Origin of the sequence: Proteiniphilum sp. X52 (assembly GCF_003712195.1) — a bacterium.
GTDB lineage: Bacteria > Bacteroidota > Bacteroidia > Bacteroidales > Dysgonomonadaceae > Proteiniphilum.
In genome coordinates, this window is record NZ_RDSD01000008.1 from 16,223 (window position 1) to 40,747 (window position 24,525).

Annotated in this window: 25 protein-coding genes, 5 tRNA genes and 2 pseudogenes; 8 read left to right on the forward strand and 24 right to left on the reverse strand. The window is 44.8% G+C overall.

The window, feature by feature from the left end:
* Nucleotides 1-32: 32 nt before the first annotated feature.
* The 12 genes from nusG to D7D25_RS08085 form a co-directional block, all read right to left on the reverse strand.
* Entirely contained in the window at nt 33-575 is a 543-nt protein-coding gene (gene nusG, locus D7D25_RS08030) for a transcription termination/antitermination protein NusG (protein WP_019538912.1), read from the reverse strand.
* Between the two features lie 23 nt (nt 576-598).
* Complete coding sequence (secE, locus tag D7D25_RS08035; protein WP_122968464.1) at nt 599-790, reverse strand: preprotein translocase subunit SecE; 192 nt, start codon at nt 788-790, stop codon at nt 599-601.
* Nucleotides 791-811: 21 nt separating this feature from the next.
* A tRNA-Trp gene (locus D7D25_RS08040) sits at nt 812-884 on the reverse strand.
* Between the two features lie 105 nt (nt 885-989).
* Complete coding sequence (gene tuf, locus D7D25_RS08045) at nt 990-2,177, reverse strand: elongation factor Tu (RefSeq protein WP_122968465.1); 1,188 nt, start codon at nt 2,175-2,177, stop codon at nt 990-992.
* A gap of 112 nt (nt 2,178-2,289) precedes the next feature.
* Nucleotides 2,290-2,361, reverse strand: a tRNA-Thr gene (locus D7D25_RS08050).
* Between the two features lie 138 nt (nt 2,362-2,499).
* Nucleotides 2,500-2,572: transfer RNA gene (locus D7D25_RS08055), tRNA-Gly, on the reverse strand.
* A gap of 88 nt (nt 2,573-2,660) precedes the next feature.
* A tRNA-Tyr gene (locus D7D25_RS08060) sits at nt 2,661-2,743 on the reverse strand.
* Between the two features lie 26 nt (nt 2,744-2,769).
* A tRNA-Thr gene (locus D7D25_RS08065) sits at nt 2,770-2,843 on the reverse strand.
* A 107-nt stretch (nt 2,844-2,950) separates the two neighbouring features.
* Nucleotides 2,951-3,247 carry a ribosome hibernation-promoting factor, HPF/YfiA family gene (gene hpf, locus D7D25_RS08070; RefSeq protein WP_019538909.1) on the reverse strand — a complete coding sequence of 99 codons (297 nt, stop codon included), beginning with the start codon at nt 3,245-3,247 and terminating at the stop codon, nt 2,951-2,953.
* A gap of 12 nt (nt 3,248-3,259) precedes the next feature.
* Entirely contained in the window at nt 3,260-4,150 is an 891-nt protein-coding gene (gene xerC / locus D7D25_RS08075) for a tyrosine recombinase XerC (RefSeq protein ID WP_122968466.1), read from the reverse strand.
* A 185-nt stretch (nt 4,151-4,335) separates the two neighbouring features.
* Nucleotides 4,336-4,527: a 30S ribosomal protein S21 gene (gene rpsU, locus D7D25_RS08080; RefSeq protein ID WP_019538907.1), complete on the reverse strand. Its 192-nt coding sequence runs from the start codon at nt 4,525-4,527 to the stop codon at nt 4,336-4,338.
* A 254-nt stretch (nt 4,528-4,781) separates the two neighbouring features.
* Nucleotides 4,782-5,681, reverse strand: a complete 900-nt coding sequence (locus D7D25_RS08085) for an AraC family transcriptional regulator (RefSeq protein WP_122968467.1) — start codon at nt 5,679-5,681, stop codon at nt 4,782-4,784.
* Between the two features lie 238 nt (nt 5,682-5,919).
* Between D7D25_RS08085 and D7D25_RS08090 the strand changes: the two genes are divergently transcribed.
* The 3 genes from D7D25_RS08090 to D7D25_RS08100 are packed head-to-tail and all read left to right on the forward strand — an operon-like array spanning nt 5,920 to nt 7,690.
* Complete coding sequence (locus D7D25_RS08090) at nt 5,920-6,234, forward strand: hypothetical protein (RefSeq protein ID WP_148038886.1); 315 nt, start codon at nt 5,920-5,922, stop codon at nt 6,232-6,234.
* A gap of 14 nt (nt 6,235-6,248) precedes the next feature.
* A complete protein-coding gene (locus D7D25_RS08095; RefSeq protein WP_122968469.1) occupies nt 6,249-6,812 on the forward strand; it encodes a flavodoxin in 564 nt (187 codons plus the stop codon).
* Between the two features lie 35 nt (nt 6,813-6,847).
* The gene (locus D7D25_RS08100; protein WP_122968470.1) at nt 6,848-7,690 is read left to right on the forward strand and encodes an aldo/keto reductase; all 843 of its coding nucleotides are present in this window, start codon (nt 6,848-6,850) and stop codon (nt 7,688-7,690) included.
* A gap of 35 nt (nt 7,691-7,725) precedes the next feature.
* Here D7D25_RS08100 and D7D25_RS08105 read toward each other — a convergent pair whose 3' ends face one another.
* The 6 genes and pseudogenes from D7D25_RS08105 to D7D25_RS18495 all read right to left on the reverse strand — a co-directional run.
* On the reverse strand, nt 7,726-8,613 hold the full coding sequence (locus D7D25_RS08105; protein ID WP_370453848.1) for an AadS family aminoglycoside 6-adenylyltransferase: 888 nt from the start codon (nt 8,611-8,613) through the stop codon (nt 7,726-7,728).
* A gap of 278 nt (nt 8,614-8,891) precedes the next feature.
* The gene (locus tag D7D25_RS18265; protein WP_221407980.1) at nt 8,892-9,149 is read right to left on the reverse strand and encodes a transposase; all 258 of its coding nucleotides are present in this window, start codon (nt 9,147-9,149) and stop codon (nt 8,892-8,894) included.
* 43 nt (nt 9,150-9,192) lie between these two features.
* Nucleotides 9,193-9,516, reverse strand: coding sequence for a transposase (locus D7D25_RS18270; RefSeq protein WP_221407981.1), 324 nt, complete (start codon nt 9,514-9,516; stop codon nt 9,193-9,195).
* A complete protein-coding gene (locus D7D25_RS08115) occupies nt 9,479-10,681 on the reverse strand; it encodes an ATP-binding protein (protein WP_122968471.1) in 1,203 nt (400 codons plus the stop codon). Before D7D25_RS08115 ends, D7D25_RS18270 begins: the two co-directional genes overlap by 38 nt.
* A 92-nt stretch (nt 10,682-10,773) precedes the next feature.
* Complete coding sequence (locus tag D7D25_RS08120) at nt 10,774-11,247, reverse strand: hypothetical protein (protein ID WP_122968472.1); 474 nt, start codon at nt 11,245-11,247, stop codon at nt 10,774-10,776.
* Nucleotides 11,248-11,434: 187 nt separating this feature from the next.
* Nucleotides 11,435-11,623, reverse strand: a pseudogene (locus tag D7D25_RS18495) (KilA-N domain-containing protein); the annotation flags it as partial.
* Nucleotides 11,624-12,203: 580 nt separating this feature from the next.
* On the opposite strand from D7D25_RS18495, the pseudogene D7D25_RS08130 reads away from it, so the two are divergent.
* Nucleotides 12,204-13,147 (forward strand): annotated as a pseudogene (locus D7D25_RS08130) (ATP-binding cassette domain-containing protein); the annotation flags it as partial.
* A gap of 73 nt (nt 13,148-13,220) precedes the next feature.
* The gene (locus tag D7D25_RS17985) at nt 13,221-13,388 is read left to right on the forward strand and encodes a hypothetical protein (RefSeq protein WP_158602577.1); all 168 of its coding nucleotides are present in this window, start codon (nt 13,221-13,223) and stop codon (nt 13,386-13,388) included.
* Between the two features lie 44 nt (nt 13,389-13,432).
* On the opposite strand, the gene D7D25_RS08135 is transcribed toward D7D25_RS17985, so the two are convergent.
* Complete coding sequence (locus D7D25_RS08135) at nt 13,433-15,754, reverse strand: TonB-dependent receptor (RefSeq protein ID WP_122968473.1); 2,322 nt, start codon at nt 15,752-15,754, stop codon at nt 13,433-13,435.
* 198 nt (nt 15,755-15,952) lie between these two features.
* On the opposite strand from D7D25_RS08135, the gene D7D25_RS08140 reads away from it, so the two are divergent.
* Nucleotides 15,953-16,600, forward strand: a complete 648-nt coding sequence (locus D7D25_RS08140; RefSeq protein ID WP_122968474.1) for a metal-dependent transcriptional regulator — start codon at nt 15,953-15,955, stop codon at nt 16,598-16,600.
* A gap of 37 nt (nt 16,601-16,637) precedes the next feature.
* On the opposite strand, the gene D7D25_RS18695 is transcribed toward D7D25_RS08140, so the two are convergent.
* Together D7D25_RS18695 and D7D25_RS08155 are read right to left on the reverse strand one after the other, a co-directional pair.
* Nucleotides 16,638-17,696, reverse strand: coding sequence for a bifunctional transcriptional activator/DNA repair enzyme AdaA (locus tag D7D25_RS18695; RefSeq protein ID WP_122968573.1), 1,059 nt, complete (start codon nt 17,694-17,696; stop codon nt 16,638-16,640).
* A 395-nt stretch (nt 17,697-18,091) separates the two neighbouring features.
* On the reverse strand, nt 18,092-18,265 hold the full coding sequence (locus D7D25_RS08155) for a hypothetical protein (protein ID WP_019538885.1): 174 nt from the start codon (nt 18,263-18,265) through the stop codon (nt 18,092-18,094).
* Between the two features lie 376 nt (nt 18,266-18,641).
* Here D7D25_RS08155 and D7D25_RS08160 point away from each other — a divergent pair, with 376 nt between their 5' ends.
* Both D7D25_RS08160 and D7D25_RS08165 read left to right on the forward strand, forming a co-directional pair.
* Complete coding sequence (locus D7D25_RS08160; RefSeq protein ID WP_148038887.1) at nt 18,642-19,310, forward strand: CRISPR-associated endonuclease Cas6; 669 nt, start codon at nt 18,642-18,644, stop codon at nt 19,308-19,310.
* A gap of 2 nt (nt 19,311-19,312) precedes the next feature.
* Nucleotides 19,313-20,332, forward strand: a complete 1,020-nt coding sequence (locus tag D7D25_RS08165) for a hypothetical protein (RefSeq protein ID WP_148038888.1) — start codon at nt 19,313-19,315, stop codon at nt 20,330-20,332.
* A gap of 659 nt (nt 20,333-20,991) precedes the next feature.
* On the opposite strand, the gene eno is transcribed toward D7D25_RS08165, so the two are convergent.
* The 3 genes from eno to D7D25_RS08180 form a co-directional block, all read right to left on the reverse strand.
* Nucleotides 20,992-22,278: a phosphopyruvate hydratase gene (gene eno / locus D7D25_RS08170; protein ID WP_122968477.1), complete on the reverse strand. Its 1,287-nt coding sequence runs from the start codon at nt 22,276-22,278 to the stop codon at nt 20,992-20,994.
* A gap of 168 nt (nt 22,279-22,446) precedes the next feature.
* Nucleotides 22,447-23,055, reverse strand: a complete 609-nt coding sequence (locus tag D7D25_RS08175; RefSeq protein WP_122968478.1) for a MarC family protein — start codon at nt 23,053-23,055, stop codon at nt 22,447-22,449.
* An 85-nt stretch (nt 23,056-23,140) separates the two neighbouring features.
* The gene (locus D7D25_RS08180; RefSeq protein WP_122968479.1) at nt 23,141-24,316 is read right to left on the reverse strand and encodes a hypothetical protein; all 1,176 of its coding nucleotides are present in this window, start codon (nt 24,314-24,316) and stop codon (nt 23,141-23,143) included.
* Between the last annotated feature and the right edge of the window lie 209 nt (nt 24,317-24,525).

Below are 24,525 nucleotides of genomic sequence, written 5' to 3' on the forward strand. Positions count from 1 at the left end.
AATTTACAGAATCTGCGTAACCAAATATCTGATTATTCTTTCTCTACTTGCATATAACCCAACTCGAGGAGTTGTTTTCTTCCGAAAATTTTCACCATCACCTTGAGTTTCTTCCTCTCTTCATTCACCTCTTCTACCACACCGGAGAAACTGCTGAAAGGACCTCCGATCACTTTCACGCTTTCACCCACGTAGTATTTCATATCCATTTCATCGCCTGCTTCTTCCAACTCGTCCATCGTTCCCAGGATCCGTTTTACTTCCGACTCCCGCAAAGGTTGGGGGTCAGTTGTGTTGGGTAGAAAGCCGGCAACATAATTGATATTCTTTAGTTCGTGAATTACCTCACCCGTCAGTTCCGCTTCAATAAGCACATAGCCGGGAAGATAAGCGCGTTCTTTCATCACTTTCTTTCCGTTGCGTATTGAGTAAGTCTTTTCTGTGGGGATGAGAACCTGAGAAATGTACTTCCCCAGATCGGTCTTCTTCATCTCTGATTCAAGATACTCTTTGACTTTATTTTCTTTTCCACTAACGGAACGCAGTACGTACCATTTTTTTCTCTCATCAGTCATAGTCAGTCTCTTTCTTTCAGATTTTATAAAATACCATAGAGAAGCTTTAATATCCGCTCAAACAGAGAGTCCATCCCGAACACTATCACGGCGATTATAAGGGAAGCAATCAATACAATTACCGTGCTGCCGGAGAGTTCTTCTCTGGATGGCCAGGATACCTTATGAACCAATTCATTGTAGGAATCACTGAGATATGCAACTATTTTTTTCATTTAATTCGGATAGTTTTTTTGCACGGGTCGAGAGACTCGAACTCCCGACACCTGGTTTTGGAGACCAGTGCTCTACCAACTGAGCTAGACCCGTGTATAAACCCCGCCTATTCCCAACCGGACAGGAAGGTGCATTGCAGGCAGGGTTTTTATGTTACTTCCCTATCTTTTCCTGCGAAAAGGATAGGAGAGGGTTGCTTTAGTCGATTAACTCGGTGATCTGACCGGCACCTACTGTGCGGCCACCTTCGCGGATAGCGAAACGGAGACCCACGTGGCATGCCACCGGATAGATCAGGTCTACCTCAATGGTTACGTTGTCACCGGGCATTACCATCTCCACTCCTTCGGGCAACTGGATCTCTCCGGTTACGTCGAGTGTGCGGATGTAGAACTGGGGACGGTATTTGTTATGGAAAGGAGTGTGGCGACCGCCTTCTTCTTTCTTCAGGATATACACCTCGGCTTTGAATTTAGAGTGAGGTTTCACTTTGCCCGGGTGAGAGATCACCATACCGCGTTTGATTTCGTCTTTGTCGATACCACGGAGCAACAGACCCACGTTGTCACCGGCCTGCCCTTCGTCAAGGATCTTACGGAACATTTCCACTCCGGTAACGACTGACTTCTTGCCTTCCGCGCCGAGACCGATGATCTGTACTTCTTCTCCTGTTTTGATGATACCTGTCTCAATACGGCCTGTGGCAACTGTGCCACGACCCGTGATCGAGAATACGTCTTCTATCGGCATAAGGAACGGCTTGTCTATGTCGCGCGGAGGCAGCGGGATCCATGAGTCAACGGCATCCATCAGCTCTATGATCTTTTCTTCCCATTTGGGATCTCCATTCAATCCACCAAGAGCCGACCCCTGAATGACAGGCGTGTTGTCACCATCGAAATTATAGAATGAAAGAAGTTCTCTTACTTCCATTTCAACCAGTTCCAACATTTCCTCGTCGTCTACCAAGTCCACTTTGTTCATGAAGACAACCAGCTTGGGAACGTTTACCTGACGTGCCAAAAGAATGTGTTCGCGTGTCTGGGGCATCGGACCGTCGGTCGCGGCAACTACGATGATGGCACCGTCCATCTGGGCAGCACCGGTAACCATGTTCTTCACATAGTCGGCGTGGCCGGGGCAGTCAACGTGTGCATAGTGACGGTTTGCAGTTTCATATTCAACGTGAGAAGTATTAATGGTGATACCTCTTTCCTTTTCTTCGGGAGCGTTGTCGATGGAATCGAACGAACGTACTTCAGAGAAACCTTTTTTCGCTAAAACGGTTGTGATAGCAGCCGTCAAAGTGGTTTTACCGTGGTCAACGTGGCCGATTGTACCGATGTTCACATGCGGTTTCGTCCGGGAAAAATGTTCTTTTGCCATAAAATATACTATTAATTAGTTTAAATAAATTATATATGCATTATAATAAACAGTAAAACGCAAGAGACAGGACAATAAGCCTTTTCTTGAAATCCGTTGATCTATCTGTTTGAGCCGATGGCGGGAATTGAACCCGCGACCTCTTCCTTACCAAGGAAGTGCTCTACCACTGAGCTACATAGGCGGAAAGAGCGTAATTCCCCGATAAGTATCGGGATTCCCTCCCGACTGGAGGTTCTTGCACGCTTCAGAGCCACGGGACGGGACTTTCCAGTGAGGCCGGTAATTTGCCGCGAACCAGATTGTGCTCTCTTTCTTTAAGAGCGGAAGACGGGACTCAAACCCGCGACCCTCAGCTTGGAAGGCTAATGCTCTATCAACTGAGCTACTTCCGCAACATCGATTTGATGATTGGCCGATGCGCGGATTTGCCGATTAAATCGACTCATCATCCAAGTGCCGCATCATCACATCAAACTCGGGTGGGCAGTGATGGATTCGAACCACCGAAGGCGTAAGCCAGCTGAGTTACAGTCAGCCCCATTTGGCCACTCTGGTAACTGCCCTTGTGCATTTCTTTCTTTACCTTTTGAGCCTCTTGTCGGATTCGAACCAACGACCCCGAGATTACAAATCACGTGCTCTGGCCAACTGAGCTAAAGAGGCTTATAGTCTTGAATTTAACCGCTTCTCTCCAGATTTTAAGAGAGAAACGGTCGCAAAGGTAGTGATATTTTTTTTGATGCCAAAACTTTTGTCTGAATTTTTTGGCGCTATCTCTCCTTTTTTTCTTTGGTTTTAAAAATCTGTTTTTCGATCGCCACAACACACAGGTCAATGGCTTCTTCGAAGGTGTCAGCCGTTTTGTTGGCAAACGCCTCACTATGGCGGAGTTTCAATTTCACGGCTGCGTCTTTATTCTTTGCAGTTTCCGGTTTGACCACTTTCAGGATCACTTCCGCCAGGATGATGTCGTCGGAGAATCGTTCCAGTTTTTTGATCTTTTTTTCCACAAACGCTTTCAGTTGGTCGGTCGCGTCAAAATTTACAGATTGAATTGTCAGTTCCATACTTTTCCTCCTTCATTTTTTTGCTCTGGGATGAGCGTATTGATATGCTTTTTTCAATTCCTCAAAAGTAACATGTGTATAGACCTCCGTGGATGCCAGGCTGGAATGGCCCAGCAATTCTTTTACCGCATTGATCTCGGCCCCGTTGTTCAGCATCTCGGTGGCAAAAGAATGGCGCAGCACATGCGGGCTTTTTTTTGCCAGGGTGGGGATGCGGTTGAGATGGTTGTGTATGACATTATAAACAAGTTTAGGGTATAGGGGCTTTCCATCCTCCTTAACAAACAGAAAAGGGGATTTGTTTTCTATCTCTGCGTCCCGGATAGCGATGTATTCTTTGAGCTTTTCTTTTGTCGCGTCGGAGAAAGGGATGATGCGTTGTTTGTTGCGTTTCCCCGTTACCCGGAGCGCGCAGGCTCCGAAGTCGATGTCGGTGTCTTTCAGGGCGATCAGTTCCGCGCGACGCATGCCGGTAAGGTAAAGCAGTTCGATCAGGAACCGATCCCGGTGTCCCCGGAAATCGTCGGAATATTCCAGCGGATCATCGATCACTTTTGTCATCTCCGGGTCATTTACAAATGAGGGGAGTTTTTTAGCCGCTTTTGGGCCGGTGACTGATTCCGCGGGATTTCGCGCGATCACCCCTTTTTTCTTCAGGTATCGGAAGAACGACTTTACCGCACTGAGTTTTCGGTTCACTGAACGGGGCTTTATTCCCTGTTCCATCAGGTGGCTCATCCATGCGCGGATGTCGTCGCCGTCGATGCGCGCGGGATCGAATGTGTTGTTCCCCGCAGCAATGAATTCCTCAAATTGAGTAAGGTCATCAAAATAAGAAATCTCCGTGTGGGAAGAATAGTTCTTCTCAACACGGAGATATTGTATGAATTTTTCTTTCCACATTTCGTTGGCCCGTCGATGAACTTACGAAAGTAAAGAAAATTTTTTGAAATCCGACCCCAATCCGGTTATAATAATCCTTAAAAGATAACAGCATCAGTGAACAACACTTTCGGCGCCCGCACCTCATCCGATTATAATAATCTTTAAAACCCGGAGGGATGAATATTCCCGTTACGTTAAACGCGTTATTCTTCGTTTTGTTGCATTTGCTGCACGTAAACGGCGTGTTGTTTGCGTTTGCGTTTCTGCACCGAAGGTTTGATGAATGCCTGACGGCTACGCAGTTCTTTTACAACACCGGTTTTTTCGTATTTGCGTTTGAATTTCTTCAGGGCTCTTTCTATATTTTCGCCCTCTTTTAATTGTACAATGATCATGTTTTTATTGTCTGTTTAATTATTTCCTTGTGAGAGATTATTGTGATAATGAATGCATAGGCAGGCCTGTTATCGCTGCTTTAGCCCCCAGCCTGAAAGATAACTGTTTTTTATTCCTTCTTTTCCTGATTTCTCCTGTACAATAACCTCCTCTCTGTTTCGGGCTGCAAAGGTAAAAATAAAATTATAAATATCAATGGCATATGGGGTTGAATTTTTTATATTCGTTTTCTTCGTAGTAATAGGAATGTTCTTTAATTCTTCAATCGATATTGGTTCGGACTTACCCCTACTTTCTTTTTAAAAAGCCGACTGAAATGATGCGGATATTTAAACCCCAATTCATAGGCAATTTCATTGATGGATTTATCGGGGCTATGCAACAGCTCTTTTGCCCGGTCGATAATATTCAATTGCACGTATTCTTGTGCCGACTTCCCGGTTTCTTTCTTGATCAAATCCCCAAAGTAATTGGCAGACAAATGCGCCCTGTCCGCAAAATACTGGACGGAGGGTAATCCTATGGTTTGAGGTTTATCCGACTCGAAATAAAGGTGGAGTTCCGTTTCAAAACGCGACAAGATGTCTTTATTGATGTTTTCCCGTGTAATGAATTGGCGGTCGTAGAAACGGGTGCAGTGATTGAGAAAAACCTCCAGATTCGCGATGACGATTGATTTGCTGTGCTTGTCGATCGAATGTTCCAATTCATCCTTGATTTCCTGAAAACAATGGATAATGGTCGCTTTCTCGCGCTCCGACATGTGCAGGGATTCGTTCGATTCGTAAGAAAAGAAGGAGTAGTCTTTCATCTTTTGTCCCAAGGCGGTACCTCTCAACAAATCCGGGTGAAAACAAAGTCCCCATCCCTTCATGCGGAAGACTTCTCCCGTATCGTCTTTTCCCGCCACTTGACCGGGACCTATGAATACCAGCGTTCCCTCTTGATAATCGTATGTATGGCGTCCATATATCAGGTCGCCGCATTTCACTTGTTTCAGGAAAATCATGTAGAAGCCATATCTTTTGCGTGCATGTTTGAACTCCCGGGTCACTTTTGAGAAATCAATCGAACTGATGAAAGGATGAAATGTCTCTACTCCCAGAAAAGTGTTGTATTCGTGTATCGTGTCGAAATTCAGGATAGTACTCATGTTGCCTTCGATTCAATGAAACGTTTTGCAAAAGTAACGACTTTCTATCGTATTTCGGCAAGGAAGAGCGTATTATCGGTAATTATGGTATAAAAAACCGTAATTCGTGTATCCTTGTTTTTCCATCCGTAAAAATGGTATGAGAAACCGTAATTTGTCTATTTGCATGACATGTTTTTCAGCCTACTTTTGTAGCGATGAAAAGGTTCAAATCCGTAAGCAAAAAAACAGAAGGAATATGCTAAAAAAAATCATTATGGCTGCTTCCTTCGTTTTTCTGGGATGGGCAGCTTACCCACAAACGGCACCGACTGTGCCTTATATCACTTTGTATAACGGCATCGAAATGCCGCAGTTTGGATTGGGCCTCAATCTCGACCACATTGATTTTTTTAGCCATTTTTTGATGGATTTGGATTTTCTTTTTTTGAAATGTGGCGGGCCACTTAAAAGAAATGAAAGTTCACAGGCGCGAAAAAGGGCAAAAAACAATATGAAAGAGTGGAAAAATAAGCGTGAAATAATTACTCGTAAAATTCAAAACAGTTTCTAAATTCATTAAACGATATGAAACGAATTTTTTTAGCCGTGACAGGTATCATTTTACTTGCCGGAAGCGCTTACGCGCAAGAGAACGACAAACGGAACACCATCTTGTCCAACGCATTGATCGTCTTTTTTTCCGCAACGGGAACCACGGCGGAGGCGGCCCAAAAGTTGGCTCATGTGACGGGCGGCGAACGCTATGAGATTGTGCCCCAAACGCCCTACACAAGCGCCGACCTCAATTGGCGTGACGAAGAGTCGCGCAGTTCGCGGGAAATGGGTGATCCCGCGTCGCGTCCCGCGATTCAAGGGAAAAAAGAAAACATTGACGACTATGCCATCATTTTCATCGGTTATCCTATCTGGTGGGATGTCGCTCCCAGAATCGTCAATACATTTATCGAAAGTCATAACCTGAAAGGCAAGACCGTTATCCCCTTTGCCACCTCGGGCAGCAGCGCTATCGACCATAGTGTGGCCGAGTTGAAAAAAACGTATCCGGAAATAAAGTGGAGAACCGGCAAATTGCTGACCCATGCAACCGAACAAGCCATTCGTGAATGGGTAGCGAGTGAAGTCGAATAAGAATGGGAATATTAACGTATAAAATGACGAACCATATGCAAGCCATTACATTGAACAACGGCGTTGAAATGCCGCAATTGGGATACGGGGTATTCCAGGTATCACCGGACGAGTGTGAGAGATGTGTGACCGATGCCATCAGCGTGGGTTATCGTTCCATAGACACAGCCCAGGCTTATGCGAATGAAGAAGGTGTGGGCAATGCCGTTAGAAAAAGCGGTATTGACCGCAAGGAGTTTTTTATCACCACCAAAGTGTGGATCTCCAACGCAGGATACGAAAAGGCCAAAGCCTCTATTGACACGTCGTTACGCAAACTGCAAACCGATTATATCGACCTGCTGCTCATTCACCAGCCCTTTGGCGACTATTACGGCACTTACCGCGCCATGGAAGAAGCTTATCAGGCGGGGAAACTGCGCGCTATCGGCATCAGCAACTTCGGCACCGACCGCTATCTGGATTTGGCGCACTTTGTAACCATCAAACCTGCCGTCAATCAGGTGGAAACACACATTTTCACCCAACAAGCCGAGTTGCAGGAAATCATGAAAAAATACGACACGAAACTCATGTCGTGGGGGCCGCTCGCCGAAGGAAAAAACGATTTTTTCAACCATCCGACCCTGAAAGCCATTGGTGAGAAATATGGAAAATCGGTAGCACAGGTAGCTTTACGGTTTCTCGCCCAAAGAGGGATTATCCTCATTCCGAAAAGCGTGAACAAGAACCGGATGGCGCAGAATTTCAGTATCTTCGACTTCGAGCTTTCCGACGAAGATATGGCCACCTTGTCCGCCATCGACACCCGTCAACCGCTGATAGTCGATCACCGTAACCCACAGTTCGTGGAGATGGTTATCGGCTGGAAAGCTTAATATGCAAGAAAAATGAATAAAATCTCAATAATTACCTACAATAGACATTTAGCTTTTAGGTCATTCAAATACTTTCTGATATCCGTTTCCAGTTTCGCAGGATACTCATAATCCAGCATTTTTGACAACTCATTTCCAATTTCGCCTACCAGGTCTGCCATTGCGAACAGCGCGTTCCAATTATCCGCAATGCTTCCCCCTGAAAATGTTTGTTCTACTTTTTTCCACATGGTGGCAGTCAAGTGTTTTTTAAAAAGCCTTCCATACTTATTGGTCGTGATATCCCAATTGTGTTGACTGGCAATATACCATTCAATCAAAGGGATGAGGTAGTCGGTTCTGATATTGTTTTCAGACATGAATTTTGCAAAAAATATTTCATCCCTTACAAGGCATTTGGCCACATAAGTTGTATCCCACCAGAAATCATTCAAAACCTGTCTGAATTTCGCTTCCCCTGGCTTTTTAATAATGGAGACCTGATAGGTGGGCTGCTTCATGCCCTGTGTCAACCCTTCTTTATCAATCAATATTTTATAACCAATATCCCAATCCTTGTCAAGCTCACTCCGATTTACCTCCTTTATAAAATTGGGTTTACTATATAATTTGAAATCAACTTTTCCATAATCATCATACAAAACCATTTTCATCGCGTGTTTATGATCGAAGCAAGTCTCATCTTCTTCGACCATTGCGATAGGATTGCCGAAAAAATGCGTCCAGCAATTGTCTAAAATATATTCTGCATTGTCTTCAAAAATGATTTCAATATCTATGTCGCTAAATTCATCAACAGGCGCCAAGGGATTCACCAGGGAACTGGTTAGCAAAACTACTCTCACATCATTGTTCTTTTCCGACCAATTCATGATAGCTTTTAACCTTTGGTCTCTTAAGTCTATTTTCCCGGCACTTTTCATTTCAAATATTATGGGTGTTACAATTAGCTTGTTATTGGGCGACGAAATAGTATGATTTCGGAGGAAACACGGTAGTGTTACATTGAGTGTGTCTCCAGTCTAGTTTCTTTATCAGTCTTGAAACAAAATTATTCATTTTTTCTTTTTCAACCAATCCTTGATCAGTATTTTTTAATTCCGATACTTGCACAAGGATTACCGGCGTGGCCTGTAACTTGCTTGTCCTTGTGCAAGGTAAGAGGAATTAAAGACCTTTGTCAAGGATTAGGGAAAAACATCTACTGCTCCCAGGGGAACAATGACTTATCCTTGTCTATACCGGGTAACTCCCTGTCATACGCGTCCTTGTCCATCGCCACTTTTCCCATGAGCACCAAAACAGAGTCTTCATTGGGCATGGCGCCACGCATCCTCAGCACCCGGCGGAAATCCTTGTTCAGCCGCTCTATCCAGTTTGTGGTGTGGATCATTGACTGGATTGCGTGATGGTACTGCAAATAGGTGAAGTAATACTTGTAGCCGATTTCCCCACCCATTTTTTTGATGCTCGACATGAATGGCATCCACGAAAACAATCGGTTAATAACTCTCCGGCGGGCGGTTTAACCATCTCCCGACATCGGAGCGCGGGTAATCGATCATGCGCGGGATGCCGGCCTTGCCATAGTGCTCCCCGTAAATCTCTCCAAAGATCCCACCAACCTGACTCTGTGTCAGACCCCTGCGGTAAAGACTGCCGGCCAGACGCCCGCACTCCATCTCCTGGTCACGAAGCAACGCCAGGATCTTGGGGTGAAAGTTGCCGTAGTTTGTCTTTTTGTCTATCGTTTTTTCTGTTATTCTTGTGTTTTCTACAATACAATTATTAATACAAAAATCCAAATATCCAAAGCGGAATTTCATTGCGGAAACCTGTTGTTAAGCCGTCAAGGGCAAGAAAAGCATTGTCTAACTCTTTGATCTGCTTTGTGGTTTTGTTTTTACCACCGATTTCAAAATAATATTTTCCGTCAACACAAAAATCTGTTTGTTTCGTATACGTAACTTTGTGATTCTGTTGTAGTTGATTAAAGAAGAAAGTTTCACGCAAGTTGCCGATTTCTGGATTTTCTGCCGAAAGAGCATAACTGTAATTGGTGTTTTGCAAGTAAATCTTTTCGGGTTTAACCATTTGTCGTATTCCTGTCGCTTTCTGTCTGAGCAACAAGACGCTGTGAGATTTTTCGAGAAGTTGCAAATAATTCATTAAACTTGTTCGGGTTACATCAACCATTTGGCTTAATTGTGAAATGTTAGGCGTAAAAGGAACCATTTCCGAAAGGATGTAAAACAACTTTTTTATTCGGTTAATTGAGTAAAAATCAATGTTTTCTACGTTTGGCAAATCACTTTCCATTACGGTATTGAACGTTTGTAAAACACGTTCGCCGTAACCCGCAATATCTTCTTGATAATAAGGGTAATATCCGTATTGAAGGTATTTCTGAAAAGCGGGCAATGGCGTAATTTCTCTTATTAGTTTTTGGGCAATTGAAACGTGATTTTCAAGAATTTCTTCGAGCAAAAATGGCGTTTGCGACTTTCGGAGTAATCCTTCGAAAATTAAAAACTCCCTAAACGACAAGCCAAACAACTGGAAATGCCTCACACGACGGCTCAAATCGGCATCTGCCTTGAAAATTTGCAACATTGACGAACCTGTAAAAACCATTTTCAGTTTCGGGAAATCGTCGTAAATGTTTTTGATTTCCTGCGCCCAAGTAGGATATTTATGCACTTCGTCAAGATACAGTTCCTTTCCGCCAAGCGAATAAAAATCATCTGCAAGCGAATACAACTTATTGGTACTGAAATAAATATTGTCTAAACTTACAAACAACACATCTTCGGGATTATTGCCGTACAGCTCTTTTATGTGCTGTAAAAGCATAGTGGTTTTTCCCGTTCCGCGTGCGCCTGTTATGGCTGTCAAACGGTTGTTCCAATCTATTTGACTTTTAAGATAGCGTTCAAAACGCATATCTGTTTCTTCCAGTTTGCGATAAAACGCCAAAAATAACTGTTTCATATCTCTGAAATTTTCTGCAAAGATACGAAATGTATTTTATAAAATACAAAAATACCTGTTTTTTGTGTTCTGTAAAATACAAAAATAAGGCTTTATAGCTCTTTCAGAAAATCAAAACAAAGTTTATCTTTCTTTTCTCTTACCTCATCGGCTTTTTTACTGGAATATTCCCATTTTCCAACATAATCAGTATTGATTAGCTCTTTAATAACATCATCTTTGTAATAATCACGCATAAAATCAACATCTTCGCCATAGTCAAAATAATCGGAAACTGATTTTGGAATATTAAAATCGTCTTTGCTTATATTTACTCCATCTTTACGAATGTTTGTAACTTCAATGTACAGATTGTAATCGCGTAAAAATGTAGAAACATTTTTACCTGCAAATTTATCTCTATCAGAATAACTTACTTCCCAATACCCAATTCTTGGAGCAGAAAGCGGGTCTGTTTCGATACATCTATGTTTCTCATAATACTTACTATCGCTGTTAATTTTGGCTTGGTATCCGTAATTAAAACGAATTTGTTCAACAGTACCTTGTAATGGCGTTAAAAACAAAGTTTATTTCGGCTGTTCTAACATTAGGTTGTAAGCCCGTAACATACTCATCATTACCATAATTTGGGTGTACTGTTTCGGTTTTTTCGTAAATACCGACCAATTCCCAACCGTCTTTTCCAAACAAATTTAATGACTCATCAGACACATCAAATTTGTTTTGTTGAAACTTTGCCATTGTTTCCTGGTCGGGATGAGCGTAAGTTCCACCATATCGCCCTGCGGTAGCTTTCAATCCAATTGCATTTGTCTTTTCGACCCATTCTTTTACGCTTATTTTATAGCTATTTAGCCCTGCTTGACTTTTAATTATGGCGAATTCGCCATAATTAAAATTAGGATTGTAAACCGTTTCCCAAATACCAAGATATTCAATCTGCGCAGCTCCCGCCCGATGTGCAAAAGGAGCGAAGTGGATTTTGCACATCGCACAAATATACGCAACTTTATTTATTCCCGAATAGAATAAATAATATTTTTTTACAATTCAAGTAAAATAACTATTTATAAGAACTTTACAGGGGTATTGATTGTTGCGTGTATGGTGTTATATGTTTATATTCACATTTAAAAGTAACTACTATTAACGTATTAAGAATACGCATTATGAGTTTTACAGACAAGCGGTTTCAGTTTCAACCGGGCGAGCATAACGGGGAAAGAGTTATCTGGATTCGTTTTGAGCGAAACCAGGAATTGATTACTTATTTGCGTTCGCAAACCAAAGCGCGTTGGTCTGCATCACGAAAGGCATGGTATGTAACCGATAATCGTCATCATAGGCAATTGTTCGGCATTGAACCGGTTATTGTAGGAAAAGAGGTGTTAAACAAAATACACATCGTAAACATATCGGCATTTAAGCGTTTTCAGGAGCAGCTCAAGTTGAAAGGATACAGCGAAAATACGTTGCGAACCTACTCGTTGGAGTTTGCGCGACTGCTTTATATCCTGAAATCGATGCCGAGTCGATCGACTGGCTGGAACAGCATTTGCAGCAGTACAAGGGAAGGTGATCTGCATCACCCACGACCGCTACTTCCTCGATCATGTGGCCGGCTGGATCCTCGAACTCGACCGCGGCGAAGGAATCCCCTGGAAGGGAAATTATACCTCATGGCTTGAACAGAAGACCAAGCGGATGGAGCAGGAAGAGAAGCAGGTGAGCAAGCGTCGCAAAACCCTGGAACGGGAGCTGGAATGGATCAACCTGGCGCCCAAGGCGCGCCAGGCGAAAGGAAAAGCGCGTCTGAACTCCTACGAGCGGCTGTTGAATGAGGATCAGAAAGCGCGTGAGGAGAAACTGGAGATTTTTATTCCCAACGGCCCCCGGCTGGGAAACAAGGTGATTGAAGCGGTGAACGTGAAGAAAGCCTTTGGCGACAAGCTGCTGTTCGACAACCTCAACTTCATGCTTCCGCCCAACGGTATTGTCGGGGTAATTGGCCCCAACGGTGCCGGAAAAACGACTCTCTTCAGGCTGATTCAGGGAATAGAGACGCCCGACGCGGGAAAATTCGAAGTGGGTGAGACCGTGGTAACGGCTTATGTGGATCAGGCGCACGAAGCCATCGACCCGGAAAAAACGGTTTACCAGGTAGTGTCCGGCGGTTCGGAATTCGTACGTGTAGGCGGAAAAGAGATCAATGCCCGTGCCTATCTTTCCCGTTTTAACTTCTCCGGCGCCGACCAGGAAAAACTCTGCGGCGTGCTGTCGGGCGGTGAGCGGAACCGTCTCCATCTGGCGCTGACGCTCAAAGCCGTTGCCAACCTATTGTTGCTCGACGAGCCGACCAACGATATCGACGTGAACACTTTGTGCGCGCTGGAAGAGGGGCTGGAAAACTTTGCCGGATGTGCCGTGGTGATCTCGCACGACCGGTGGTTCCTGGACCGTATCCTGTAACCCCGTCGAAGGCGTCCGCCTGCGGGCGGGAGCAGCATCCAATTCGCGCCTGAGTCCCCTTTTTTTTGTGAAAGGATACCTGGCCTACGGTTTTAAGGACCGGCAGCTCAAGTACCGCGGAGAAGCCGTCTGGTCGTTCGAAGAGGCCTATCTCCAGCAGAAACGCAAACGAATACCTGTCGATGTGACAGGCCCCGTCTTTTTTTTTCACTGGGCAGGGTACGGGTGGATGTGACGTTGTGAAAATCTGAAACTCGATATTCAATACGCCGCCAATTCTCAGATGGATTTGATTTTAATCCCGAAGAAAATGCTGCGGGGTAAAGCCGGCCCATAGATGTAGTTGCTGTCCCTGTTTTTGCCGCTGTCAAAATCGGACTGATACGTGTTGAAGATATTTTTCACTCCCCCGAATAGTTCCAGTCCGGTATTCAGCTTTTCCATCCCAAAAAGATAAGAGAGCTTGATATTGTTGTCAAAAAACGACCGGGTATCGACATAGCGGTCTTCCGGATTCTCGGGCGCGCCACCGGCGTGCATGATGAGCATGGATCCGGTATATACCCCGCTTATTGACGCGTTGAACTTTTTGTTGGGAGAAAATGTCAATGTATAATATCCATAGCGGTCGGGAGTCCGGAGGTATTCTTTCCTTGCCTCGAGGTCTTCCGAGTTGGCTATGGGATCGTCATATCCGCTCTTTTGCAAGGTAAATCCGGTTTCCAGTTGAATTTTCCCGTCGTAATTCCCTCTCAGCTCCCATGTAAGCCCCTGTACGGCCGAACCGGTTGAATTGATTTTCTCAAAAATATCGCCGAAATTATCGGAGCCGACCTGCTCCAGGGCGAAGGCTTTGTCCAGTTTGGTATAGAAACCCTCAAAGGTAAATCCCCAGATGTGTCTTTCCGTAGCTTTATCGTAATTAACCGATGCGCTGTAACTGTTTGAACGCTCGGCTTCCAGATTCTCCGCCAGCCTGATGCGGGAAACCCCTCCCCCGGCAAAAGCAATGTGCATGTCGGTATCGAAAGCCTGCGGCGCGCGGAAGCCTGTGGCCCAGGAGGCGCGGAACTGCGTGTTTTTCCCTAACCGGTACAAGGCCGAAACACGCGGGTTGACGATGATTTTGTCCACCATGCTGTGCTTGTCGGCGCGCGCGCCCAGCAAAAGGTTGAAACCCTTGAACACATCCCAGTCGCTCTGCAGGAACAGACCCATGTTCTTCGCGGTCTGGTCGGTGATATACGAATAGGACGGAATTTCATCCAGGATGTCATCGTACAAATATTCTGCCCCGGCAGTCAGCAGGTTGGTTCCCGAAAGGAAATCTTCCAGTTTGTGGTTTATCTGCACGCCTCCCTGCCACGTTGTATTGCGGGTGTCCCCGTAAGGCGGGTTCAGAAAATGGTTTTCGTAAGCTTCGGCATCCGTTTCGTCCGGGACAATCCCGGTGTAATGCTTGCGATTGGTGTTTTGGACGGACACATAGGCGATGAAGGCACTTCTGTTGTCGTTAAAATTCAGCGCGTAATCGAGCCCCCCGGTGATCACATTGTGCATGCGCTCTTCGGATTGCAGGGCAAGGTGGGCGGGTTTATCCACCATCTCCCCCCCATACCGGAATTCGTAGATGCTGTTCAGGTTGAACTCTATTTTCTGATTTGCGGCCGGTTTCAAGAAAGAGGTCAATCCGAAGGTGTTTGTTTTAAGGAGCGGAAATTCCGAGAAATTGTCCCCGTTCGCGTCATAATACCCCCGTTCGCGGCGATTGGCAAAAAGCGCGATTCCCGCGTTTCGTTGTCTGGACACGATATTGGTATTTACACTGATCTGGTTGTCGTTGGTTTTTCCACCGATTATGGCATTGTTGACGGAAACTTCGTAAGAGTTGTTGAAAGGAATCCTTGTGATGATATTGACAGTGCCCCCGATAGCGGAAGAGCCGTACAGGGCCGAACCGCCTCCGCGTACAATCTCTATGCGGTCAATCATGTTTGCGGGTATCTGGTCCAATCCGTACAGGCTCATCACCGAACTGAATACGGGACGGCCGTTTATCAATATCTGGGAATAGGAGCCACCGAGCCCGTTCATCCGGAGTTGGGAGTAATTGCATGTCTGGCAATCGGTTTCCACCCGCAATCCGGTTGAAAAGGAAAGCCCTTCGGACAGCGTGTTGGCTTGTATCTTTCCCAAAATGCCGCCGTCAATGACGCCCACGATAACGGGGGATTCTGTTTTTCTCTTCGCTGTTTTGGTGCCGGTTACAACAAACTCGTTTAAGGACAGGGAGGATTCTTCCACTTCAAAATTAAGTTCGATCGTTTCCCCTTTTTTCAGATAAACCGTTTTCTTTTCCTTGTTGTAACCGATGGAATGAACTTCAACCTCGACTTTCCCTTCCGGCACGTTGGTCAGCATATAATGGCCGCTCTCGTCGGTGGCCGTGCCCAGGTTTGTTCCCACAACCCTTACCGACGCGTAAGGAAGGTGTTCTCCTTTCGATTTCACATCGCCAAACACATTTGTGTCGGTCTTCTGTTGCGCCGACATGCCCATGCACAACACAACCCCTGTCAATAATAAATTAATACGTTTCATTGTCTTTTTATTTACGTGTCATTGATTTTTTCCTTGTTTGTTCCGGTCGGTTGCTTTGTTGTCCAAATGGTTTTTTCCTTTATTGAAACGCGACCGGTGAAAGAACGAAATATTGTTTCGCGTGCAAAGATAATAGATTAGATTAATCTAACAATAGAATTAGACATATAATATTGAATTGTTTTTTATATTTGCAGCATGATTACGCTGACAGAAGAAAATTATCTTAAAACCATCCTTGTTCTTTCCATGGAAAAAGGATACGTTCCTGTCCATGTGTTAAGTCAGGAGCTTAATGTTAAAATGCCGACCGCAAATTCGATGATGAAACGCTTGGCAGACAAAGAACTCGTGTATTTTGAGCCTTATAAACCGATACGGCTGACGGAGAAGGGCAAGACAGAAGCGGCTTTAATTTTGAGAAGACACCGCTTGACGGAAACATTCCTTTTTGAAAGGATGGGCTTAGGCTGGGAACATGTGCATTCCATTGCCGAACAAATTGAACACATACAATCCGGTTTGTTTTTTGACCGAATGGACGAAATGCTCAATTTCCCGGAAACAGATCCGCATGGCGAGCCCATTCCCACAAAAGAAGGAGTAATTTTACCGTCATCGCGCACCAGGCTGAGCAATCACAAGGAGGGAGAGACGGTTTGTTTTACGGCTGTGAATGATTCTTCGGAAGAGTTTCTGAGATTCCTCAACAACAAGAACCTCAAATTGGGGACAGCGATAAAAATCGAGTCCATTGAACCTTATGATGGAAGTTTGACCGTGAGCTATGATGATCGGCAAGAAATTTTAAGCAAAATGGTAGCGGATAAAATGCTGGTGACATGAAGTGTCCCTTCTTCGCGCCTTCCCTTGAAGCATCCATCTAATGGGAAGTTGTTTTATTCTCTTTTTCTATATTTTCTTTTTCAAACTCCAATAACTTCTTTTTTCTCCACATTCCTCCGCCATATCCTGTGAGCGTGCCATCGGCTCCGATAACCCTATGGCAAGGCAGAATGATGGAGATTTTATTTTTGCCGTTGGCATTGGCAACAGCCCTAACGGAGGAAGGTTTTCCTAAAGCTTCGGCCTGTTTTCCATAGGTGGTCGTACAACCATACGGTATTTGTAGCAGGCTAAGCCACACCTCCTTTTGAAATTCCGTGCCTGCCAAATCCAGCGGGATATTGAAATCTTTTCGCTCTCCTGCGAAATACTCATTCAATTGCTCTCGAAGCGTGTCAAAATGAGGATTGTCGCCTTGTATAATCGGAGCTTTGAATTCCTCTTCCAATTGTCTTAATTCCAAATCTATCCACTTATAGTCGGCAAACTCAAACATGCAGATACCTTTCTCCGTCGCCGCGGCAATCATCAGCCCCAAATCGGTTTCAACATATGTTACGTTGATTACACGCTTGTCTTTACTTTTTTGCGGAGAAGTACCGATGATATTTTTGAACATGCTGTTGAACCCGCTCAAAGAATCATAACCCGAATCAAAGGCAACGTCCGTTACCTTCCGGTCGGATTGGATGCGTTGGAAGGCACTGTTCGCCCGGTACATCCTTTGGTAGGCATGGAATGTCTGCTTGTAGTTTTTCAAAAACCACCGGCGTACCTGATTTGGCTCTAACCCCATTTCCCGCAAATCGGCATCCTTTATTTTAACCGCAGGATTCTCTTCCATGCATTTCAATAATTGCTTAATGCCGTCAGGCGGGTTTCCCAGTTTTTCTAACGGTTTACAGACTTTACAAGGCCGGTAACCGTTAAGCATGGCTTCTTTCGCGGAAGGGAAGAATTCCACGTTTTCTATTTTGGGACTGGCGGGACAAGTGGGGCGGCAGAATATGCCTGTTGTTTTTACTCCGACAATGAATACGCCCTCGAAAGAACTATCCCTTTCAAGGAATGCTTTATAGAACACTTCTTTTTCCATTTCCATTTTTTATACCAGATTATTTTTATACCAGATTAATCGTTTGAGTCGCGTGAAACACCCTGTCAATTCTTCAATGTGCCCGTACGGAAAAAAAGTCGCGATTGACCGTTCTCTCTATCATGCCCACCCGGTCGATGACCGCAGCTAACGGTTTATCAACCTTTCTTAAGTGCTCAATTTCTTTTTCCCATACTGGAAATAAGCAGCCATATTTTGTTTGATGGCAAATTCGCGCTGTAAAGTTACGATTCTATTATTCCAAACACAACCGAAAAATTGACAACCTCGTTTATTTGGTTATTTGGAAAGGAGGATAATTATTGTGCCGCAATAAATAAAAAAGATTGCCCGGAGATGGACAATCTACAAAATCTTATTGAACTTGGTCAATCTTACTTGGAAGCTTCGATCGACGCTTTACGAAAAGCTTTCAGTTGTTTTTCCAGTTCTAACGAAGCCTTGCGCGCGCGGGCACCAGCAGCTTTGTTGTTGTTCTCTGCTTGTTGAGCAGCGTTTTCCTGAAACAACTTGATTTGTTCGTTGATGTTTGTTAATAATGCTTGCATAATTCTTTGTCTTATTTTTGTAAAATTCCCCGCAAAGGTAATTGATCAGAGCTTTTCTCAAAAATTATCAGGACTTTTTTTTGACTTACTTGTGAAAATTTCCTCCTTTATCTCGTTTCAATGCCTGAAGTCCGGCTGCAAACATGCCGGAAGAAGATTATATGGATCATTATTTTTCCATATGCCGTTCGATAGAGATGGCGGACACCACACCGGCTCTTGCGACCTACACGAATAGTGAACTTGGGCAAGCGTTCCGCCAGTTAGGAGGACACGGGTACGCTGTTCAGCTCTACTTTTAAATATTTCAATGATAAGCCGGTTTGGGAGGATCGGCTCAATTATTTTCTCAGACGATGGAAAAAACAGGTTTTTGTTGATACGTTTTCAAAATGAACTTCCCTTTTCAAAATTGGAGTCTTTTCGTGGAGCCATCATTCATGCGTTCAAAGACAAAGATGTTTTGTTTCATAACCACCTTGACAAGGAGGGATTCCGGTATGCCTATCCCATGATCCAGTATAAAAGGATCCGTAAAAAGGCAGCCATTCTCTGCATCGAAGCGGGCACGGAAGCTGTGGGTAAGTTATTTCTCGATTCCGATCTGATGTTGAATATTGCCGGAAAAGAGGAAGCGTTTGTGGTTGAAGGTATAACGGCTTACAAATATCTGATTCAAATTTGGGAGACACGTTTTGTCTATCGCATTCGGCGTTGGCTTGCCCTGAATCAGGAAAATTACGGACAGTTTCAGCAACTGGAGAGCGTGGCGGAAAAATCGGCCTTTTTAGAAAATGTCCTGAAAGCAAACATCTTGTCGTTCGCCAAAGGGTTGGATATCTTTTTCGACCGGCAGGTGGAGTGTAAGATTACCCGTTTGGGCGATCCGGCTGTAATGCAGTATAAAGGAGTGAAGATGACCGTTTTCGACGCCGAGTTCATCACCAATGTCTCCATTCCCGATTATGTGGGTTTGGGAAAGGGTGCCAGCTTGGGATACGGGGTGACCGTGAGGAAAAAAGAAAAAACAACACAAAATAGATGAGTATGGGAAAAGAAAAGAAGTACTTGTATGGAGCTGCGGTGCAAGGCATCCAAGGCTTTATCTTTCAGACCAACAAACTTCGCGAGATTGTTGGGGCTAGTGAATTGGTAGAGGAAATCTGCACGGATATGTTTGTGGGTTTATTTACTAAAGCCAAAATTAACTATAAGGATGAAAATTGCATTCTTCATGCTGCGGGCAATATCAAGTATATGTTTGATAATGAAGAAGAGTGTAAAAAAATTGTACGTATATTTCCTAAAATGGTTGCCGAATTTTCCCCCGGTATCACGGCAAGTCAGGCTGTGGTAAAGATGGAAGGAGCGTTTTCCGATTTTAAGGAAGCTGTCGGGGAGTTGGAGACACGTCTTCGTGTCCAGCGAAATAAGCCAATGCGTAGTGCCACACTCGGATTGATGGGCATGCTGCGTTGCCGCCAAACCGGATTGCCTGTGGTGTTAAAGCCTAATGATAAAGGGAAAAATGACTTGATAGATGCGGGTACATGGGCGAAGCTTTATGAGATTGACAAAAAGAACAATAAGGTAAGGAAAAAAACCACCTTGTCTTTATGCAAAAAGGCATTTTGTAAAACGGAAGAAGAAAAGAGCTCGCTAAAGGATGATCAGGTGGCATACGATATAGAAAAAATCACCAAGGATAATGACTGGATAGCTATCATTCATGCCGATGGCAATGGCTTGGGGCAGATCGTACAGGAAATTGGAAAAGATGAGGATAAGTTCAAGAGATTTTCCGAGAATTTAGATAAGGCAACCCAAATGGCAGCGGTAAAGGCTTATAATTCCTTAGAAGATAGAATAAAGGAAAGCAAGATTATTCCTATTCGTCCAATTGTCCTTGGTGGCGATGATCTTACGGTGATTTGCCGTGCAGATCTTGCTTTGGACTATGTGACCGAATTTATCAAACAATTCGAGGAAAAAACGAAATTTGTTGCAGAGTACAAGGATAGATTAGGTTTTGACCACTTAACAGCTTGTGCCGGCATTGGACACTGAACGTATCTTCCACTGAAATAAGGATTAAGACTGTGGAAGGATGTGACATCCCACAGGAGATAATTCTCACTGAACGTATCTTCTGTAAAAAGGATATTTAAAATCGACAATTTTCGGTAAAGTTAAATCGACATATAATTGATGAGACTATTTTGTTTACACAGTTCATTAATTAGGTTGGGCTATTGGTCATCATGGGGCTGTCTTAAAGCGAGACGGCTCTTTGTTTTTATATCAAGCGGCACAAGATAAGTTTTCACCAACAGTGCCTTCAAGCTTTGTACATTTATAGACCGACGAGATAAAAGCGGCAAAAACGCATAAATAAAGGGGCGTTTTTTTGTGATTCAGACGGATTTGTCTTCAGAACCGGCAATATTTTCAGCGGGGAATTTTATCGTAACGATTCTTGAAGCCGCCGAGAAAAGGGATAAGCGTGAGGGGATCGGTGGGATTGGGAAAGAAATCGTATTGCTGTAATTTGGGAAGATAATTGTCTTCCAGGGTTTTGATGGCTTTGGACTCTTCTTTGGCGCGGTTCTCACGGTTTCACATCTAAAATACTAAAATATAATCAGGTGGCAAAGAAAAAACAGATAAAAAAAGAGGCTGTCTTTACTTTTGAGACAGCCTCCATATTGTAGTATGTATCAAGAAAATTATTGTCTGATCTTCTTGTACCCGTAAACAGCGCGGTCGCCCAGTTCCTCTTCAATACGGAGCAATTGGTTGTACTTTGCCATACGGTCTGAACGGCTCAAAGAGCCGGTCTTGATCTGTCCGGCGTTGGTAGCCACAGAGATATCGGCGATAGTAGCGTCTTCGGTTTCACCTGAGCGGTGTGACGTTACGCTGGTATATCCGTTCCTGTGTGCCATTTCGATAGCGTTCAGCGTTTCCGTGAGCGTTCCGATTTGGTTCACCTTGATAAGGATAGAGTTTCCGCAACCCTCTTTGATGCCTCTTTCAAGGAACTCAACATTGGTCACGAACAGGTCGTCACCCACCAGCTGGCATCTGCTGCCAATCTTATCGGTAAGCAATTTCCATCCTTCCCAGTCGTTTTCACTCATGCCATCTTCGATAGAGTCGATAGGATATTTGGTGATCAGTTCTTCCAGGTAAGCAACCTGCTCTTCGCGAGTACGTTTTTTACCGTTCGGCCCTTCAAATTTGGAATAGTCGTATATGCCGTTTTTATAGAATTCGGAAGAAGCACAGTCGAGTCCGATCATCACATCTTTACCCGGTTCGTAACCGGCATTCCTGATGGCGGTCAGAATCGATTCGAGGGCTTCTTCGGTTCCTCCGCTCAAGTTGGGAGCGAAACCTCCCTCGTCACCCACAGCGGTGCTGAGCCCCTTGTCGTGAAGCACTTTCTTCAATGCGTGGAATACTTCGGCCCCCATACGCAATCCTTCCTTGAAGGAGCTGGCACCCACAGGGCGGATCATAAATTCCTGGAACGCGATGGGAGCGTCGGAGTGGGATCCTCCGTTGATGATATTCATCATGGGAACAGGCAACACATAGGTGTTGGCACCACCAATGTAACGATAAAGCGGCAGGCCGAGATAGTTAGCCGCGGCTTTTGCCACTGCGAGAGACACACCCAGAAGAGCGTTTGCACCAAGGTTGGATTTTGTCTTTGTGCCGTCCAGTTCGAGTAATCTGGCATCAATCTGGGTCTGCTCCAACACATTCATCCCCAACAGTGCCGGAGCAATGGTGTCATTGATGTTTGCCACTGCTTTCAACACGCCTTTTCCCAGGTAACGGCTTTTGTCTCCGTCACGGAGTTCCAATGCCTCATTCTCTCCTGTGGAAGCTCCTGAAGGAACAGCGGCGCGTCCAAACGCACCCGATTCTGTCAACACGTCCACTTCAACGGTCGGATTACCTCTTGAATCCAAAACTTCCCGTCCTAAAACACTTACAATTCTCATGTTGTTGAATTTTATAAATAGATTAATTTGAAAATCCTGATTGATGGAAAATAACCTGATTTCCGTAAGGGGGTGTCAGAGTTTCTGACCCGCAAATATAGCTATATTTTTGCTACTTTGGGCTGTGTCGACGTGGAAAGTTCAGTTAAAATGCGGATAATGCCCCGATTACGCGGCTACACCGTTTACAGTTGAGATAAGCGCGGACAGGTTGGAGGTAAGCAGCTTCACCGATATGGCCATGAGGATGACTCCGAAAAATTTACGGAGGATATAAGCACCACTTTCACCCAGTAATTTCTTTACCAAATCGAGGTATCTCAGCACCAGGTAGACGATGGCCAGGTTCAGGATTACCGCGATAATGATGTTTATCACATGAAATTCCGCACGCATGGAAAGCAAGGTGGTGAAGCTGCCGGGTCCGGCAATCAGCGGGAACACGACCGGGAACAGCGTGGAAGAGTTGTCCGCGGAGGTGCTGTCGTTTTTGAATATCTCCACGCCGAAAATCATCTCTATAGAGAGAATCAGCAGCACCACAGCTCCGGCAACGGCAAAAGCAGAGATGTCGAGTTGGAAGAGTTTCAATATCCACTCTCCGACAAATAAGAAACCCACCAAAATCAAAAGTGAATAAAACGCCGCTTTTTCAGGATGGATCGTTCTGTTCTGACTTCTCAGGCTCAGAAAAATCGGTACCGCTCCCGTCACATCGATGATTGCGAACAAGACCAGAAAAGCGCTGATGATTTCAACTCCGTTAAGAACCGGCATACCACTTCATTTTAGAATTATGGAAGGAAACACTTACCTTTTGAGCGCAAAATTACAAAATATCGGCCAAACGGCAAAACAACATCTAATATTTGTCAACCAGTAAAGCGAAACTTTCATACGGGAAGGGATGGGGATGTGCCTGGTTAAGATATTTGATAGTCCTGAACGCATTGAAATGGTGGAAAAAGCGTTTCCGGAATGTGGCAAGGGAAGCGCTGTTCTCATTACAATCCCTGACCAGCTCAAGGAAATCGATTTCCCGCAAGAATCGCAGCAATGTAGGGTGCAGGCCGGCCATCATTATTTCTACCGTTTGCGTGTCTTTCCCAAAGAAGCCATCTTTCATGTCGAAGAGTCGCTTCAATGCTTCGAACGCCCTCTTCGAATAGGCTCTCACGTTGCCATCCGGTTCATCCACAATTCTTTGCAATGAGGGTCCTGTGCCAAATGGAACCCGATCGGAAAGTCGCGCCAGAGGAAAAACCGTGGTGTCTTTCAACTCGCGGATATTCCCAAGGGCAAACACCTTTTGCAGGAAATAAAAATCTTCCCCTCCCTGTTGCCGTCCCATACCTCCCACCCGCACATAGGCGTCTGCCGACACTGCAAATGCGGATCCAATCGTGTGCCAATAATAAGGGAAGCCCGTATATTCCAACATCGACCGAAAATAACGGATATAGGCTTCATACTGCCTTGCCGCGCCTTCCATCAGAGGGCCGCCTGCTTCCACCCGGTGACGAAAATCATGAATGGTGCCATTCAGCGACTTATCACGGGAGAAAGCCTCCCATATCGTTATTAGGAAATTGGACGAGACCGTGCAGTCAGCATCCAGGGAAACGATTATACCTCGCGGCTTCTCATTACGCAGAAAATGCTCCACTGCCAGATCCATCCCTATTTTTCGTGCCAGACCCACGCCGGCATGTTTTCGCGGCAAATCTTCGAACAGCAACGGCAAAAAAACGAAACTTCTTTCATTATAACGCTCGGCAAACAGGTTGGTGCTCTCATAAGAAATCCTATTCTGCCTCACAACCTCCTCTCCGGCGAGCACGCCCGAATTGAGTATAACCAGCGTCAACACGTTTGCGTCAGGGCGATCGGCAGCACAGAGATTTTCCAATGTGTCAAACAGGGCGGGTTCGTTGTGGCAGGGAATTACCACGACTATTTCCGCGGCTGTCTCAGGCGGAATAATGGTACACAGGTATTCCGGCTTCTGCCTTTTGATATAAGCTTCCCAATGCTTCATCCGATCTATTTATTGAGAATCAAGAGCCAAAACCAGACACTGTTGGGGAGTTGGGATACCGGACTTGGGATACCGGACTTGGGATACCGGACTTGAGATACCGGACTTGAGATACCGGACCTGGGGTACCGAACTTGGGATACCGGACTTGAGATACCTCCAATTGTGAATTGGGCGCTGTCCATTTTCAATTTTCGATTCTCGATACT

Bases quoted from the DNA above. Each gene is read 5' to 3' on its own strand.
- secE (WP_122968464.1), bottom strand. From the start codon at position 790: ATGAAAAAAATAGTTGCATATCTCAGTGATTCCTACAATGAATTGGTT.
- D7D25_RS08135 (WP_122968473.1), bottom strand. From the start codon at position 15,754: ATGAAACGTATTAATTTATTATTGACAGGGGTTGTGTTGTGCATGGGC.
- D7D25_RS08085 (WP_122968467.1), bottom strand. From the start codon at position 5,681: ATGAGTACTATCCTGAATTTCGACACGATACACGAATACAACACTTTT.
- hpf (WP_019538909.1), bottom strand. From the start codon at position 3,247: ATGGAACTGACAATTCAATCTGTAAATTTTGACGCGACCGACCAACTG.
- tuf (WP_122968465.1), bottom strand. From the start codon at position 2,177: ATGGCAAAAGAACATTTTTCCCGGACGAAACCGCATGTGAACATCGGT.
- D7D25_RS08090 (WP_148038886.1), top strand. From the start codon at position 5,920: ATGCTAAAAAAAATCATTATGGCTGCTTCCTTCGTTTTTCTGGGATGG.
- D7D25_RS18265 (WP_221407980.1), bottom strand. From the start codon at position 9,149: ATGGGTGGGGAAATCGGCTACAAGTATTACTTCACCTATTTGCAGTAC.
- rpsU (WP_019538907.1), bottom strand. From the start codon at position 4,527: ATGATCATTGTACAATTAAAAGAGGGCGAAAATATAGAAAGAGCCCTG.
- D7D25_RS08140 (WP_122968474.1), top strand. From the start codon at position 15,953: ATGATTACGCTGACAGAAGAAAATTATCTTAAAACCATCCTTGTTCTT.
- D7D25_RS08175 (WP_122968478.1), bottom strand. From the start codon at position 23,055: ATGCCGGTTCTTAACGGAGTTGAAATCATCAGCGCTTTTCTGGTCTTG.
- D7D25_RS18270 (WP_221407981.1), bottom strand. From the start codon at position 9,516: ATGAAATTCCGCTTTGGATATTTGGATTTTTGTATTAATAATTGTATT.
- D7D25_RS18695 (WP_122968573.1), bottom strand. From the start codon at position 17,696: ATGGAAAAAGAAGTGTTCTATAAAGCATTCCTTGAAAGGGATAGTTCT.
- D7D25_RS08165 (WP_148038888.1), top strand. From the start codon at position 19,313: ATGGGAAAAGAAAAGAAGTACTTGTATGGAGCTGCGGTGCAAGGCATC.
- xerC (WP_122968466.1), bottom strand. From the start codon at position 4,150: ATGTGGAAAGAAAAATTCATACAATATCTCCGTGTTGAGAAGAACTAT.
- D7D25_RS08180 (WP_122968479.1), bottom strand. From the start codon at position 24,316: ATGAAGCATTGGGAAGCTTATATCAAAAGGCAGAAGCCGGAATACCTG.
- D7D25_RS08095 (WP_122968469.1), top strand. From the start codon at position 6,249: ATGAAACGAATTTTTTTAGCCGTGACAGGTATCATTTTACTTGCCGGA.
- eno (WP_122968477.1), bottom strand. From the start codon at position 22,278: ATGAGAATTGTAAGTGTTTTAGGACGGGAAGTTTTGGATTCAAGAGGT.
- D7D25_RS08155 (WP_019538885.1), bottom strand. From the start codon at position 18,265: ATGCAAGCATTATTAACAAACATCAACGAACAAATCAAGTTGTTTCAG.
- D7D25_RS08115 (WP_122968471.1), bottom strand. From the start codon at position 10,681: ATGAAACAGTTATTTTTGGCGTTTTATCGCAAACTGGAAGAAACAGAT.
- D7D25_RS08105 (WP_370453848.1), bottom strand. From the start codon at position 8,613: ATGAAAAGTGCCGGGAAAATAGACTTAAGAGACCAAAGGTTAAAAGCT.
- nusG (WP_019538912.1), bottom strand. From the start codon at position 575: ATGACTGATGAGAGAAAAAAATGGTACGTACTGCGTTCCGTTAGTGGA.
- D7D25_RS08100 (WP_122968470.1), top strand. From the start codon at position 6,848: ATGCAAGCCATTACATTGAACAACGGCGTTGAAATGCCGCAATTGGGA.